The sequence below is a fragment of the Chitinophaga varians genome (assembly GCF_012641275.1).
Lineage (GTDB): Bacteria > Bacteroidota > Bacteroidia > Chitinophagales > Chitinophagaceae > Chitinophaga > Chitinophaga varians_A.
Genome location: NZ_JABAIA010000003.1, coordinates 1073052 through 1089697 on the forward strand (window position 1 = coordinate 1073052; position 16646 = coordinate 1089697).

Annotated in this window: 11 protein-coding genes and 1 tRNA gene; all 12 read left to right on the plus strand. The window is 48.5% G+C overall.

What is annotated here, in order from left to right; genetic code table 11:
- Positions 1-82: 82 nt before the first annotated feature.
- The 12 genes from HGH92_RS27185 to HGH92_RS27240 all read left to right on the plus strand — a co-directional run bounded on the left by HGH92_RS27185 (position 83) and on the right by HGH92_RS27240 (position 16618).
- Complete coding sequence (locus HGH92_RS27185) at positions 83-790, plus strand: FadR/GntR family transcriptional regulator (RefSeq protein WP_168873964.1); 708 nt, start codon at positions 83-85, stop codon at positions 788-790.
- Positions 791-1393: 603 nt separating this feature from the next.
- Positions 1394-4543, plus strand: a complete 3150-nt coding sequence (locus HGH92_RS27190) for a SusC/RagA family TonB-linked outer membrane protein (RefSeq protein ID WP_247655054.1) — start codon at positions 1394-1396, stop codon at positions 4541-4543.
- Between the two features lie 10 nt (positions 4544-4553).
- On the plus strand, positions 4554-6410 hold the full coding sequence (locus HGH92_RS27195; protein ID WP_168873965.1) for a RagB/SusD family nutrient uptake outer membrane protein: 1857 nt from the start codon (positions 4554-4556) through the stop codon (positions 6408-6410).
- 29 nt (positions 6411-6439) lie between these two features.
- Complete coding sequence (locus HGH92_RS27200; protein ID WP_168873966.1) at positions 6440-6844, plus strand: hypothetical protein; 405 nt, start codon at positions 6440-6442, stop codon at positions 6842-6844.
- Between the two features lie 22 nt (positions 6845-6866).
- Positions 6867-7886 carry a DUF4466 family protein gene (locus HGH92_RS27205; protein WP_168873967.1) on the plus strand — a complete coding sequence of 340 codons (1020 nt, stop codon included), beginning with the start codon at positions 6867-6869 and terminating at the stop codon, positions 7884-7886.
- 126 nt (positions 7887-8012) lie between these two features.
- Entirely contained in the window at positions 8013-9935 is a 1923-nt protein-coding gene (locus HGH92_RS27210) for a heparinase II/III family protein (RefSeq protein WP_168873968.1), read from the plus strand.
- A 496-nt stretch (positions 9936-10431) separates the two neighbouring features.
- Positions 10432-11400: a hypothetical protein gene (locus HGH92_RS27215; protein WP_168873969.1), complete on the plus strand. Its 969-nt coding sequence runs from the start codon at positions 10432-10434 to the stop codon at positions 11398-11400.
- 329 nt (positions 11401-11729) lie between these two features.
- Positions 11730-13082, plus strand: a complete 1353-nt coding sequence (locus HGH92_RS27220; RefSeq protein WP_168873970.1) for a carbohydrate porin — start codon at positions 11730-11732, stop codon at positions 13080-13082.
- A gap of 167 nt (positions 13083-13249) precedes the next feature.
- Positions 13250-13322: transfer RNA gene (locus HGH92_RS27225), tRNA-Lys, on the plus strand.
- A 606-nt stretch (positions 13323-13928) separates the two neighbouring features.
- Complete coding sequence (locus tag HGH92_RS27230; protein WP_168873971.1) at positions 13929-14609, plus strand: response regulator transcription factor; 681 nt, start codon at positions 13929-13931, stop codon at positions 14607-14609.
- A gap of 525 nt (positions 14610-15134) precedes the next feature.
- Positions 15135-15647, plus strand: a complete 513-nt coding sequence (locus HGH92_RS27235; RefSeq protein WP_168873972.1) for a UpxY family transcription antiterminator — start codon at positions 15135-15137, stop codon at positions 15645-15647.
- 89 nt (positions 15648-15736) lie between these two features.
- Positions 15737-16618, plus strand: coding sequence for a cupin-like domain-containing protein (locus HGH92_RS27240; RefSeq protein WP_168873973.1), 882 nt, complete (start codon positions 15737-15739; stop codon positions 16616-16618).
- Positions 16619-16646: the final 28 nt, after the last annotated feature.

Sequence of the window (16646 nt, forward strand, 5' to 3'; positions counted from 1 at the left end):
CTTTATTGGTAGAAAATTGTCTGTGATTCAGCAAAAAGATTATTTTTAGGATCAATTAAAAACAATAAATACTACTTAATAGATGCAAAAGGACCTTACCCTGGCGGAGCAGATTGAGCGGAAAATACTGAAGTATATCTCTGAGAAAGGCTACCAGCTGGGTGATTCGCTGCCCAAAGAGAACGAGCTGGCGGAAATACTGGGCGTGAGCCGGGTAGTATTGCGGGAAGCACTGAGCCGGCTGCGCATTCTGGGCTTTATCGAAACGAAGCGCAAACGGGGCACTGTGCTCACCTCGCCGAATATATTTTACGGGTTTAAGACCATCCTTTCGTCCGGCACGCTGGACAAAGACTCGTTGAAAGACCTGTATGAAGTACGCCTGATGCTGGAAATAGGCATGGCCGATTTCCTGTACCTGCATAAAGAGGAACGTTACCTGAACGACCTGCAACGTATCATTGAAGAAGAAAACATGACGGTGGACTCAGAGCAGCTCATCAAACTGGATATACGTTTTCACAGCACGTTGTATAAAATGTCCGGCAACAAGTCATTGTACGCCTTCCAGAACCTGCTGAATACACTGTTTGCCACCTATGCCCCTCGTCGTAAAGACTGGAAAGTAAAACAGATCATCTCGCACGAATCGTTGCTGGAGATCCTGAAATGCGGCACCGCAGATGCTTTCCGCACAGCCATGCGCCTGCACCTGAACACCCGCTTTGAGAACATGGGCACGTTGTTTCCGGAGAAGGCCAATCCGGTAATGGAGGAAGAAGAAGAGTAGCATGAAGTCCGGGACCGTAACGCAAGGCATTCCCCATTTTTATTCAGAACGTTACCGGACTAACGGTATCGATTATATGATTTTTGCAGACACCTTGCCTGCAAACGTATGCATTCTGGTGACCGGATTTTTCTAAAATGACCTGTTGCATGTTATATTCATAACACGTTTTTTCTGTTGCAAAAACGCCTCTTTTCCCTATCTTGTAGGCACTTTCTTTTTCAAATATTATCTAATAAATATTCTGTATAGTGATCCAGCTTAAAAATAAAATTATTACAATCGATTGTTTTTTATATTTTTGAAAAAGCACCACCACGTTACTGAGCATACAAAGTGTATGTGGTACACTTAAAAACAGGATCAGCCAAAATTGAAAAATGCCGGAAAACCATGTTCGGCAGCATTTAAACAGGACAGTAAATCATTATTCGTAAACAACCAAAGTTTTAATCAGCCACAGCAAAGAGTAGCTGTCTATCATTCAAAAAAAGAGGATTAAAAAATATCGCAATTTTTTGTGCAAACGTTTGCTAGAAGATGGAAGACTACGTCTCCGTCAGGCCGTTCATGTCCCTTATACAGCTTAAATAAATTCCAATTATGAATAATCAATCACCACGTTACCGGACATTCCGTAACGACCGCGCTGGCTGGTGTTTCCTGGCCCTAATGGCCACCACCGGGCTTTTCTGCGCAGTCACGGTACCTGCCTACGCTGTGAAGGCACCGGTCTTTCAGACGCCGCAGGAAGAGCACCGGTTCATCACCGGCGTCGTTAAAGATGAAAAAGGCCAGGCCCTGCCAGGCGTGACAGTATCGCTGAAAGGCACCACTGCCGGCACTGTCACCGATCCGGAAGGAAAATTCACGCTCAAAACAACCGCCAAAACCGGCACGCTCGAATTCAGCTCCATGGGCTTCGTAAAACAACAGGTGGCCTATGCCGGACAAAAGAACATCAACATCATCCTGACCACAGACCAGAAGGCACTGGGCGAAGTGGTGGTGGTAGGCTATGGCACGCAACGTAAAGTAAACCTCGTCGGCGCTGTTTCCGCTATCAAAGTGGATGAAAAAATTACCAGCAGGGCATTGCCCAACGCTTCCTCTGCACTCTCCGGACTGGTGCCCGGCCTGTCAGCGGTGCAGTCGTCCGGCATGGCCGGTAAAAACAGCGCCAGCCTCGTTATCCGTGGCCTCGGCACCGTCAACAACGCCAACCCGCTCATCGTGGTGGACGGTATGCCGGATGTGGACATCAACCGCATCAACATGAACGATATTGAAAGCATCTCTGTACTGAAAGATGCGACTTCCGCTTCGGTGTATGGTTCCCGTGCAGCCAACGGAGTTATACTCATTACCACCAAATCAGGTAAAGGTCAGCGTAAGACGGCACTCAACTTCAACGGGCTATACGGTTTCCAGCAACCTACACGGGCATACGATTTTATGGCCAACTATCCACGCGCGCTCACGCTGGAACAACGCCTGGGCCTCGTAGGCACCCTGCGCGACAACCTCACCTTTAAAGACGGCACCATTGACCAGTGGATGGCCATGGGCATGATAGACCCGCTGAGGTACCCCAACACCGACTGGTGGAATATCATCATGCGCACCGGCAGCACGCAGAACTATAACCTCTCCGCTTCCGGTGGAAATGACGTTTCCAACTTCTTCCTGTCTGTAGGCGTACAGGATGAAAAAGGGTTACAGATCAACAACGATTATACCCGCTACAATGTGCGCTTCAACTACGATTATAAACTGCGTAAAAACATGAACACCGGCATCCGCTTCAACGGTAACTGGTCGAAGTTTATCTACGCTTTGGAAGACGGCTTCACGGACGCTTCCAGCAGCAATACCGCAGGTTTTGATATGCGCTATGCTATCGCCGGCATCACCCCGTACGACCCTGTCACCGGTAAATTCGGCGGCGTAATGGCCTACGGTGAAGATCCGCAGGCCTATAACCCTTATGTGGTGTATACGAATTCGCTCAACCGGCAGAACCGCCAGGAAGCTAATGGTAATATATACCTGGACTGGACACCGCTGCCAGGGCTCACCGGCAGGGTGGACTATTCGCTTAACTACTACAACCAGTTTGCGTACAGCGCAGCTATTCCTGCCACTGCTTTCAATTTTCAATCAGGCATCAACGGTAGTAGGGTATATGTAGGCGAAAATGCAGGCATCAGCAACCAGACCTCCACCGGCTATAAAACCATGCTGAACGGCAGACTGACCTACCACAAGGCATTTGGCGTTAACCACGATCTTACGGTGACAGGCGTGTACAGCGAAGAGTTCTGGTATGACCGGCTGCAACGCAGCGGACGTAATGACCGCCTGTTCCCCGGCCTGCATGAAATAGATGCGGCCCTCACAAGCATACAGACTACCGGCGGCAGCAGCTCCAGCGAAGGGTTGCGTTCCTACATCGGCCGTGTGAATTATACCGCATTTGACCGCTATTTGTTTGAAGCCAACTTCCGTTATGACGGTTCCTCCAAATTCCTGCCTGGGCACCAGTTTGGGTTCTTTCCTTCTGTAGCGCTGGGATGGCGCTTTACGGAAGAAAGCTTTCTGAAACCTTTCCTCAGCCGCGTTCTCACCAGTGGCAAGTTCCGCGCTTCTTACGGTCAGTTAGGCAATAACAGCGGCGTAGACCGATATGAACAACAAAGCACCCTGTCCGGCAGCCATTATTATATTGACGGCGCCGTAGTGAAAGGGCTGGTGTACCAGAAAATGATCAACCCCGACTTTAGCTGGGAGAACACCGGTGTATTTAACCTGGGGCTGGACCTGAGCTTTCTCGCCGGCCGCCTTAATGCTGAACTGGACTACTATAACCGTCTTACTACCGGCATGGTCAGGCCCTCCGATTTGTCACTGTTGCTCAGCGGTGCGTACGTGGCGCCCCGTAAGAATATCGGCAACCTGCGTAACAAAGGCGTGGAGCTGAACTTAAACTGGTCTGATCATTTCGGGCCTGTGCGGTACGGTGTAAACCTGAACGCATCGTATAACCGCACCACTCTGGAGAAGTGGAACGAGTATCTCGGTCGCGGCTATACGTTTCTTAACATGCCCTACCACTTCCTGTATGTATACCAGGACCTGGGCATTGCGCAAACCTGGCAGGACATCTACAATAATACGCCACAGGGCGCATCTCCGGGAGATATCCTGCGCAAAGACGTTAACGGCGACGGCAGGATCGACGACAACGACAAAGTCGCTTATCCCAATGTGCAGCGTGACAGGCCTACAACCAACTTCGCCATGGGCTTCAACGCTTCCTGGAAAGGATTTGACATTGCATTTTTACTACAGGGGTCAGCAGGCCGTAAAGATTTCTGGCTCAACAACTACAACGACGTAAACTTCAGCGCCAGCCGCTATGCAGCTTCCTGGTCGCACTGGACCAACCCCTGGTCATTGGACAACAGGGACGGTGCATGGCCTCGTATAGGCGGCTCCGGTAACCGGGAAGAGAGTACTTTCTGGCTTGATAACCTCGCTTACCTGCGCCTGAAAAATATCCAGCTGGGATATATGTTGCCGGCCAGTTTGATGAAACGTATTGGCATCAACAGTTTCCGTATCTATGGCTCTGCTGAGAACATTGCCACTATCACTTCTTTCCGTGGCCTTGATCCGGAGCAGACAGGCAACAAAAGCAATGCATATCCGCTGAATAAAACTTATTCCGTTGGTGTAAATGTGGGACTCTAAAGTAGTAATCATGAAAAAATATACTTCTACGATACGTATTATGACTGTACTGGCCGGCATGGCAATGCTGGGGGGCAGTTGCACCAAACACCTGCTGGACCAGCCTTCCAGCATGGAAGTGGACAAAGAGGTGTTCTGGAAAACAGATGCCGACGCGCTGGCGGGCATCATGGGCGCCTACGCAGACGTAAGGCCGCTTTTTGACCGCGACTATTATTTCGATGGGCAAGGAGAGTATGTGCGTGTCCGTGGTGTCAGCGCTGCCAAAGACGACCTCCAGAATGGCGGTGCCTATGCTGTTAACACCGGATCTTCCGGCTTTAGCCCTTCCGGTTTCGGACAGCAGTTTGATGCCATGTACAAATACCTGTACGGCGGTGTGAACCGCACCAATTACGTAATTGACAACGTCCGTAAAATGCTGGCCTCCGGCAGCAACGTGTCTGTGCCCAAGCTGGAGCGCATATTGGGAGAAGCCCGCCTGTTGCGCGGAATGGTTTACTTCCGCCTCATCTCCATGTGGGGCGATGTGCCTTACCTGGGACATACCGTTACCAGCAACGACGAAGTGGTATCGCTGTCACGCATGCCCATTGCACAGATAAAAGACTCCATCATGGCGGATTTTACCTATGCCATTGACAAGCTGCCCGCCAGGTCCGACCAGGTTGGCCGTGCCGCCAAACCTGCCGCACTGGCCTTCCGGGGGAAGTTGCAGCTGTATTGGGCCAGCTGGAATAAAAACGGATGGCCGGAATTGAGCACGTTCAAACCCAGTACGGCCGTTGCCACAGCAGCTTACCAGGGCGCGGCAGATGATTTCAGGCATGTGATCAACGACTTCGGCCTGGACCTCTTCAGAGGCGGCGCGCCGGGCGTAGTCGGTCGTTTGGGCAGGGCCGACACATTGCCCAACTATTATTATTTATTTACACCGGTGGCCAATGGCGACGGAGAAATGGTCATGGCATTTGCCCATGGCGGTATCGGTACTTTCCAGGGCGAGGAGCTGATGCGTGATTTTGCCGGCCGTTCCCATGAAGGTTCCCAATGTTGGGTAACGCCGCGTTATGAAATAGCAGACAGGTACCAGTCTACCATCACGGGTGATTTCGCACCTAAAATGATTCCGCTGAACCCTTCCACCGTGGCGGACGCCAGGACCCGGCTGAATTCCGCTGTGAACCCACAGAGTTATGCCAACCGTGACTATCGTATGAAGGCTTCTATCATGTGGGACTATGAAGTAAGCGTAGGCATGGCTTCCCTGAAATCCACCGGCTGGGTGCCTTTCATTTATAAAACCTGGGCACAGCCGTTTGTGATAGACGGGGAAACTTTCCTCACTTACAACACGGATGGCAGCAATTCCGGTTATGTTTTCCGTAAGTTTTTGCGCAACTACGCCGGCCAGGGCCGCAGTGACGGTGATTATGCCTTCCCGGTGATGCGTTTGGCCGATGTGTTCCTGATGTACGCAGAAGCAACCAATGAAGTAAACGGCCCACAGGCCGATGCCATCGCCCTGGTGAACAGGGTGCGGCTTCGCGGCAATCTGCCGCCGCTGGCAGGCAGCAAGACGGGCACCAAAGATGCTTTCTTTGCCGCCATTGAACAGGAGCGTATTGTAGAGTTGCTGGGTGAAGGCCATCGTTCTTTTGATGTACGCCGCTGGAGAACACTGGAAAAAAACTGGAACCCGCCCGGAGGCCCCGGCGTATGGCGCATAGACACCTGGGGGGCGCAACAGCAACGCTACTTCCAGAACACCAACGACAGAGCCATGCAGCAATGTTACATCTTTAAGATACCGCAGAGTGAGCGTGACCGTAACCCGAACCTGACACAAAACACGCCGTGGATGTAGTCATTATCTATCTACCTAAAAAACAACAGATGAAAAAATATATCATTATAACCAGCCTCCTTCTCATGACGATACTGATATGGAGCAGTTGCAAAAAAGACCAGCCGATTGATGAAGACGGTTTGTTGATCACCACCCGGTCAGAATGTTATGTGAGCAATTTTGAGTTGCTGGGCGCAGACTTCCAGACCGTGCGTTCCAAAGCGCCGGTGATCGATACCGTGGCTTGTACCATTCAGCAGGAAGTCTTCTTTGGCACCGATCTGAAAAACCTGTGGCCACAGTTCACGCTGGTAACAGACGCCAAGCTGGACCCAAAGATCACCGGGAAAGTTGACTTTTCTGACCTGGCCAATCCGAAGAAATACACCGTCGTGTCCGGAAACAGGCAGGTAAGAAAAACATACACCGTTATTATCACCGTGCAAAAGTGAGTTGCAGTTAAAAACATGAATCATGAGAGGTAAATATTTTTCCTATATATCGTTGGTGTGCGCGTCGCTGCTGATGGCGACGGCCTGCACGAAAGACGGGGACTACGAGGTGCCCAAGCCTAAAAACGAATTGCAGAACGACTGTATCAAACGGTCGCTAGGCCCCAATCTCGTTGGCCTCAACATAGAGTTTGCCTATGCCATCGGTATTCCGGCAGCCAAAGGGAAACTGGTGTCAGCACAGGTGGTGGCATCTATCCCTGGTGTGCAGGTGAAGCCCGGCGACCAGGCTAATTCGGCCACCTATTTGCAGGACAGCTCTTTTTATACCAATGGCAGCGGTGTAGACGTTCCCGTTAAAGTTGGCGACCGATCCGTTACCAAAGAGGGAGCCAACGTGGTGACTTTCACCAAAGATACCAATGCCGTGACGCTCCGTTATTTCTACCGGATACCCGAAGAGGCGAGGGGCAGGACAGTGAAATTTACCTTCACGGCCACGAGCAGCAACGGGGAGACTGTATCGTACGACATGGGGCCTTATACCATTGCAAAAATGGACATGAAACTCAACCTGACGCCTACCAACAACAATAAGTGTTACTTGTCTATCGCAGACCTGGCTTTGTACAACGCCGCGGAAGCCGCCGCCAATCCGGACAAGATAGACCTGGTATACCTGTACCGCAACCTGTCGGTCCAGTTTGGACATGCCCTGGTAGCGCCGGCAGCGCCTAAAGATTATCTGCCGGGCGTAACGTTGCCGGCTAACGTCAACAGGGATACGAAACTGAGCAAAGCCTGGAATGTGCAGGACTTTCACCTGGCAGGCCTGAAGTATGGCACCACCTTCGTGGACGATGTGGATTTTGAAAAGCTGGATATGTCTGCATCGCCTGATTTCGCGCTGGGATTAAAGGAAGAAGGCGGCGTGTGGGTGGAAACCAGCGATGGCAAATACCGCGCTTACATTTTTGTCAATAAGGTAGATAATACCGCGCAGTCAGCGCGTATCAGCATTAAGCGTTATACGCTGAAGTAGAAATTACGAATTACGAATTACGAATTACGAATTACGAATGAAGGGCTTTCTTATGGAACGGTTACTAAATGGCCGCTCAATAAAATAGCCCTTCATTCGTAATTCATAACTCCAAAATGATATCTTATGCGATCATTTTTTTGTTGGACGATAGTGTTGTTATTATCCCTGCCGGCAGTCTCGCAGGATTTGTTGAGCAGTAAATACACCACAGCGCAGTTATCACAGCAGCTTATTCCCCGCGTATCGTGGATACCTTTCCCGCCTGCCGGTGACACCGCCTGGACCGCGGACAAAGAGGTGGCCGATGCGGCCGTCCGCAAGGCAGAGCGTTATCTGCATTATGAGTGGCCGGGCATTCCCGCCACCACGTCGCTGTTGATTGTGCGTACCGGCAACCGCAGCGATTATCAGGCTATCGCCAACCGCAAACGGGAGGCGCTGGCAACCTTGCTGCTGGCAGAAATCTATGAACACAAAGGCCGGTTTATCGATGATATCATCAACGGCGTATGGTCTGTCTGTGAAGAGTCTTTCTGGGGAGCGTCCGCACATTTGCCCAAAGGCGACAGTTATGCCGGGCTGCCTGATGTGGCTGATCCTTTCGTAGAGCTGTTTTCCGCCGAAACGGCCACCTTGCTGGCGTGGGTGGATTATTATGTCGGCTCCCAGCTGGATGCTGTTTCTCCGCAGGTACGGAAACGGATATACTATGAAACCAACCGGCGCATTTTTGAGCCGCTGGCCACCAAACATCACAGTTGGATGGGCAACAGCAGTAGTACCGGCCGCCGTCCTAATAACTGGAACCCGTGGATCTGTTCCAACTGGCTGAATGCAGTATTGTTGCTCGAGAGAGACGAGCATAAAAGGGCAGCGGCCGTGCAGCAGGTACTGCGCACCCTCGACAATTTCCTGAATCCCTATCCGGCAGATGGTGGCTGCGACGAAGGTCCGGGTTACTGGGGAGCTGCCGCCGCCTCCCTGTATGATAACATCTCCCTGCTGGACCTGGCCACTCATGGCGCTTTCAGCTATGTGTTCCAGGATACCAAAGTGAAGAAGATGGCACAGTTCATCTATCTCGCGCAGATCAGCGAGCGTTATTTCCTTGATTTTGCAGATGCCGATCCGCAGCCGGGAATGGACGGGATGATGATCTACCGTTTCGGCAAAGCTATCGGAGATCCGGATATGATGCGTTTTGGCGCTTTCTATTACCAGGACAACAAATCCGCCGGCACGTATCATTTCTTCCGGCAGTTTTTTGCCCGCTTTATGCAACAGGAGGTGAAAGCCGCCGCCAAAGGATTGCCCTTGCCGCGAGACACCTGGTGGCCGGACCTCCAGGTGATGGCGGCACGCGACCGTGGCGGCAGCGCTGCCGGTTTCTATGTGGCCGTTAAAGGCGGTAACAACGACGAAAGCCATAACCACAATGATATCGGCAACTTCATTGTATACCACAACGGGCTGCCGGTCATCATTGATGTAGGCCGGGGCACCTATACCGCACGTACGTTTAGCAGTAAACGTTATGATATCTGGTTCAACCGTTCCGACTATCACAACCTGCCGGACGTCAACGGCTACACGCAGTTGGCCGGCGCCCGGTACAAAGCGACCGACGCAGCGTACCAGTCGGCCGCCGGGTACAGCCGCATGTCTATGGATATTGCGGCGGCATACCCCGAACAGGCAGGTATCCGGCAGTGGCGCCGCAGCGTGCGGCTGGACCGGGGCAGGGCAGTGCATGTGACCGACAGCTTTGCCTTGCAGGCGCCGGGAACATTCAGGCAGTACCTGATGACATGTTATCCGGTGGATGTTTCCCGGCCTGGACAACTGCAGATACAGGATTTTGTGGTCACTTATCCGGCAGAATTACTTGAAGCATCGGTGGAGAAAGTGCCCCTGCAACAGATGGAAGACGAGGGGATCCGGCAGAAGTGGGGCGATAATATTTACCGTATTATATTGAAAGCGAAAGCACCTGTGAAAGAAGGAGAGATGGAGCTTCGTATTACCAATTCAGGGAGTGTACAGTAAGTACGGTCATGGTTTTAATTTGGCCACAGTTCAGGGTTTTGTTGAGTTTTCCTGTATCTGTGTAAATAAGATTTTATGCACTGCAACTAATTCGCAGTCCTTACTGAGGTTTTATATCATGATTAATTGCTGCTGTATGTAAGAAAAAATATTTTTTTTATCATGATTTTCTCCTTACAGATGGTTTATGGTATCCTACAATGCAGTGCCATAGCGTATGTCAGAAGTGTAGGAGTTTGTCTGATGAAAAAAGCGATACTGTCTTTTTAATCCTCAAAAAAAACAACAATTTTTCTCCGGTGGTTTTAATTATCTATTTTCAAAACGCCTTTTACCTGGTTGATCATCCCTGGTAAAAGATGCATGAAGGCTGGCAGGACGAGCATGTTGCCATCGTTATACCCATAAATACCGGTTGCCCAATGATTGATGTACCGAAAGAAGGTTGAGACACGTCGTCTATATTAATTGTTTACATAAATTAAAACACACACTTATGAAGTCCCCCCGAATTTTCCCCTTGTTAGCCAAACCTATCTTCAAGCTAATGGCTGCTCCATTTCCAGTCGTACTGCTGATGCTTGTTTTTGCACTGGTGTTTTATTCATGCGGCAAAACACATCAGGGTGTGCCGGCTGTAAAAGAGGTTAGTGCTGATGGTCAAAGGCTACTGGCCGCTGTAGAGCAGTATAAAAAGCAGATCATGGCGACTCCTGTCAGGCCTGCAGCAAAAATGGGCAATGCAAAAACGGAAACACTCACTGGTACATCAGATGATGAAGTCACCTATTATATCCAATTTCCCACTATACCATCCGCTAATCTGCTAAACCTGTATAATAACGCCAGCACCATACAGGATGTGGTCAATTTAAGAGAACAGGGCCAGGCAGTTATTCAGTTTAACGCTAATGCATCCAGTTCAAATTATCCGATTACGTTATCAAAGCAGACAGCCAAAACAAGTCTTCAGCCTTTGATCGCTGAATCAAGGACCTATTTACATTCCAAAGGACTGACGGATGCTGATATCAACGATATGATTTATTCCCAGGGCGGAACAGAAGAAGACCTGGTTCCATTTACACTATCGCTGGTGCAAATTGAGAAAACACCAAAACCATTTATCAATTATCCGGACGGATATACCTTTCATAATGAACACGGTTATATAAACGGCCGGTTGACAAAGCTTGTAAACAGATTAACAGGTGATACTACCTGGTATGTCATAGGACAACAGGACCCGGGCTATGAGGTGCTTACTGTTGCCGCTATTGGTACTTGTGCCATGGAGGCAATTGGAGCAGACATTTTTTGGGCACTGGCACAATCCAGTGCTTCTGCATGGACAATGGCAGCTATTACCACCGCATTCAGAACAGTTGCCAAGAAAGTAATTGGCCCTATTGGAGTGGCCATTGCAGTTGGCGAATTTTCATGGTGTTTGTACCAGCATAGCTGATCTTCGTTACCTATAATTAAGTAGCAAGACTTCAAAGTATCTGCCTTATGAAGTCTTGCTACTTTTATAATCACCCTACCTTGCCTTGCTACGAAGAATTATAGCAGAATAATTCCCTTGAAACGCCTATCATTGTATTTTTCTCCATTGCTTCTTCAATCAATTCCTGGGATTTTTGCAGCGCAAACTGCTACTACTACTGTTTGAGGATTAATTCGTATCTTCCATAAAGCTGCTTTTATTTTTAATCTCCAATATATTGTTGCTTTGGTTGATTTTTCCTGCAAAGATCAGCATCCAATCAGCGCATTTAATAAATACTATGTATTATGGCAATCTACCAAAAGATTATTGTTGGTATTGCTGTATGGTTCGGCTTTGTACAGATAGCGGCAGCTCAAAATGGGGGCGACAGTACAGCACGTGCATCTAAATGGAGTTTTCATTTTCAGGCTACCGTTATTGGCCAGCAGCATTCCGGTTTCAGGTCAATGTATCGGGGAGACAACAGTCTGGCTGACTCCGTGGAGCCCACGGCGCAGAGCCTTACCGCCACTATTTTTGTTGGCCGCAGATTGTGGAAGGGGGCGGCATTTTATTTTAACCCCGAGGTATCCGGCGGAAAAGGACTTAGTTCTGCTTCGGGCGTAGCGGGCGCATTGAATGGTGAAACATATCGGGTTGGCGCTGTGCAGCCACAGGTGTTTATTGCGCGTGCGTATTTGCAGCAACATTTCCGTTTAGGTAAGGCAGAAGAAGATATAGCAGATGATGTGAATCAGGTGGCAGACAAGGTGCCATCCAGCAGGATTACCGTCAGCATAGGGAAGTTTGCCATGGAGGATTTTTATGATAATAATGCATATGGAAAAGATCCCAGAACACAGTTTTTCAACTGGTCTGTCTGGGCTAATGGCGCCTGGGACTATCCTGCCAATACCAGGGGCTATACGGAAGGGGTGGTAGTAGAGCTTATCAAACCGAAATATGCAATACGTATATCCACAGTGGCAGTGCCCCGGATAGCCAATTATCACCTGATGGAGTATAACGGGCACGCACATGCGGAAACGTTCGAATTTCAGCATCAACTTCAGTTCGGGCAGCGTAGCGGTACGATCCGTTTCCTGGTCAGCAGCGCCTGGAACAGGGCGCCTTCCTACAAACAGGGCCTGGCTGCTATTGCCAGCCAGGATACTTTTTTGCTGCATGTAATCCGTGGCGCTTCCGAAAATACTACTTACGGCGGGCATAAGTACGGGCTGGGATTAAATATCGACCAGCAACTGAGTGATGATCTTGGCTTCTTCTGCAGGGTAGGATGGAATGATGGAAAGTACGTTACATGGGCATTCACGGAAATAGACAGGACCCTTAGCGGTGGCCTGGCACTGAAAGGGACCAAATGGAAACGGCGGAACGATGTAGCAGGCATCGCAGGCGTGGTAAATGGCGTCTCTCCGGACCACCGGGATTTTCTGGCCGCAGGCGGCTATGGATTTATACTTGGAGATGGCCGGCTGAACTACGGGCATGAAGGCATCCTGGAAACCTACTACAATGCTCAGCTGAACAGGTTTCTGCAACTAACGTTCGACTACCAGTACGTAAACCATCCAGGATACAATAAGGACAGAGGACCCGTGCATGTGTTTGGACTAAGAGGACACATTATGTTCTAGTATGCCTATACAGATTTGTGAAAAAAGTATCCGTTGAAATCAGCCACAGCATTGATTATTTTTACTCTATAAATAAAAATGTTTCAAAAATATTTTGCAGGGAAAAATATTTTTCTATCTTTGCAATCCCTTAACAATGAGGGTGTTCGCAGTGTAAGCAGCGATATGATTCCGTAGCTCAGTTGGTAGAGCAATACACTTTTAATGTATGGGCCCTGGGTTCGAGTCCCAGCGGGATCACTACTAAAAACGCCTTCAGATTCGTTGAATTTGAAGGCGTTTTTTATGCTCTTCCGGCAGCTGTTTAACAGGTCCGATTCCTCGCTTAAACGCTTTACGGAGCCGGCCGTTTGAACGCCTGTAGGCTGGCTTAGTGATGACGCCGGCAACGGTCTTCCAATAAAACAAGGAACAATAACTTCTACTCCTCTGTACCTGATAGTTTTTCTTCTAAAGTTGTCCAGTAATCATTGTGCCCCTCTTTACTCACAGAGAATAAATGCACATTAATCCATCTTCGGATAGCCGTTGGGGTAGGTTTGTTTGTCAGGTTCCCGCGTGCGGGAAAACTATCGTAATATGGTGTACAGGCGCTATTTCCCGGGCAAAATGATCGTCGTTGCGGCATGTTGTTGCTTCCTGCCAGGGGAGTAATTCTGTTGTCTGAATTATTGAAGGAATATTGTATTTTAATGACACATTTTGTTGACCGATTGCCATAAATCTCCAAATTTTTTATCTATGTCACTGAGACCCATCAAATTAGCCACTATCATAAATGAATGTCCTTGTATCAGTAACGAAACATATTGTTTTCACTTGTTTAAATCTCCAAATTTTTAGCTTATGTCACTGAAACCTATCCATCTGGCTATCGTAGATGAGAGCTCTCTGTTTATTAAGATGATGAAGAACTACCTCCTCGGACAAAGAAATATGGAGGTTGTTTTTCATACATCGGAATTGTCTTCTTTGTTTAAAAAGTTACGGGATGTTGACGTGAATGTTTTGCTGATAGACGTCTTTGTCCATCAACAAAATGTACTCGACGCCCTGGAGATTATCCGAAGTGAGTATCCAGAAATTAAAATACTGATACTATCGAAGTCCACAGACGTAAGCCTTATAAGTAGTCTGCTCGACCTGGGCATCCATGGGTATATTTCCAAAATGGATGAGCCGGAAGAGCTGGTACGGGCCATCGTGTCTGTTGCGGAAGGCGAAATACACCGTAATAAACTGCTGACAGAGGCATTGTACCTTCACAGGCACAACAATAACAATAGTAACAGCAGGATATATACGGTATTGGACCTGGCAGTGCTGGACGACCGGGAAAAAAGAATTTTGCAGTTGCTTTGGGAAGAAAAGAGCAATAAAGAAATCGCGGATGAGGTATTCCTGAGCGTAAGGTCAATAGAAAAGATCCGGCAAAATATGAAAGAGAAGCTGGGTGTGAAATCGACAGTGGGACTGCTGAAGTATGCGATAAACAAAAAGATTGTACTAATTGATCAATACACTTGACCTCGAAAACCGCTACTTCAGCTGGAGATCCTGACCTAAGTTCTGTTGTTATTAGCCGCATTCAAAAGAAAATACTAACTGTAAATCCGGGGGCTATTAAAGAACCGCCAATTCCCTAAATATCATCATTGCGAGTCACTTTAGAGCAGTCGAACTCATGAGTTTCCTTTGAGAAAGGAGGCAGCAGCCTTTTTGTGCCATGCCGGCAAGCCTTTCATGAAAACGAAATATTTTTTTAGTAAAATCCGCAATGAAATGTAGCGGAATTACGATCGTTTATTTTATGCATTTACAGTAATTTGAACATAGTTGAGACTGGACCGGTAGATAATTTCCAAACTCAGATAACCATTTTATAACGTCCTTTTTTCAATGAAAGCAGGTAATGTTACTTGCAGTTGCGATAGCTGTATCCTTTACAGTTCAAATTAAACCTGGCCAAATAACCATTAGTGTTTCACAACAATAGTTGCTCCACTCAGTGTAACCCATTCAGATTGACTTTCACCCCCTAAAAAAGACGGAATGAACAAATTTGTTGCAGGATGGTATGTCTTATATACCAGGTCGCGCCATGAAAAAAAAGTGGCAGACCAGCTGACGGAAGAAGGTATGTCCCTCTATCTTCCCGTAAAAAAAGAGTTGAGAACGTGGCATGACCGCAAAAAATATATTTCAGCTCCGCTTTTTGAATCCTATGTGTTCGTCTACCTGAATAACATACATGACTACTACCAGGGGCTGGGCGCAAGAGGTGTCTTGCATTATGTGAAGTTCGGCCGTGAAGTGGCCCGCGTCCCGGAAGACGTTATCGACTACATACGCACGCTGACTGAAATAGACGAGAATATAGAAGTGTCATCCGATTACTTCAGGCCGGGAATGCAGCTGTTTATCAAACATGGGCCGCTGACCGGTATTCCCTGCGAGATCATTCATGCCGACAACCGCAAAAAGATCCTGGTCAGGATACATATACTTCAACGTAACCTGCTGATGGAACTGCATCCTGAATATTTTTTAACTACCTCTGATTAAGCTGGTTTTACAGCTTTTCCAACGGGTTTCCCGGTGTATCAGGGGACTACCCTGCACAATTGATTTTACAATAAAAAATTTTATGTGATATGGACCAGGTAATCACTCTGGATAATATTTCCCGTGACTCTTTTTACAATGATTACGTTAAACCGGGAAGGCCGCTTCGCATCCGAAAGGCCACGGCGGCCTGGAAGGCCCTGAAGATATGGAATGCAGATTATTTCAAATCCATAGAAGGGGACCTGAAGCTGGCAGCCAAAAATGCAGATGTGGCTTCCGGAAAACGGGAGACGCTGTACCTCAGCGAATACGTTTCGCTGCTGGAGGAGCATGAGAGGCAGCTCCGCGATGGCAAGTGCCCGCCTCAACCGCTTTACCTGCACGACGTGCCGATTTTTCACCTGCTTCCATCGCTGGTACAGGATATTGAACCCTTCCCGCTGGAGCTGCTGCCTAAATGGTATTGGAAGAACTGGCATAACTATATACAGTTTTTCATGGGGGCAACGGGTAGCCTGACTCCCCTGCATTTTGACACGTTATATACGCACAATCTTTTTTTTCAGGTAGCAGGACGTAAAAAATTTATCCTGATCCCCGGCAACCAGAAGGCCATGTGCTATATCAAAGGATGGAGATGGTCTGATTTTGATCCTGCCAGGCCAGACTACGAACGCTTCCCGGAAGCAAAAGGGCTGACGCTTGTAGAGGTGGTCCTGGAGCCGGGAGATGTGTTGTATATACCTTCAGGTATGCTGCACCAGGTACACGGATTAAGCTATTCCATTTCGTTTAATATCGACTGGCATACGCCCAGGAGCGCCGGCAAAGGAGTGTTTTCGCTCTTTGAAGGTGCCCCCCGGAAAAATATCTATTATAATTCGCTGATACTTTTGGGGGTGGGATTAAAAGTTCCGCCAAAGATCATCTTCCCGTACTATAAATCTTACCTGAATTATATCAGTTAATCCCTTTTGCAGACCGGAGCCGGCAAAG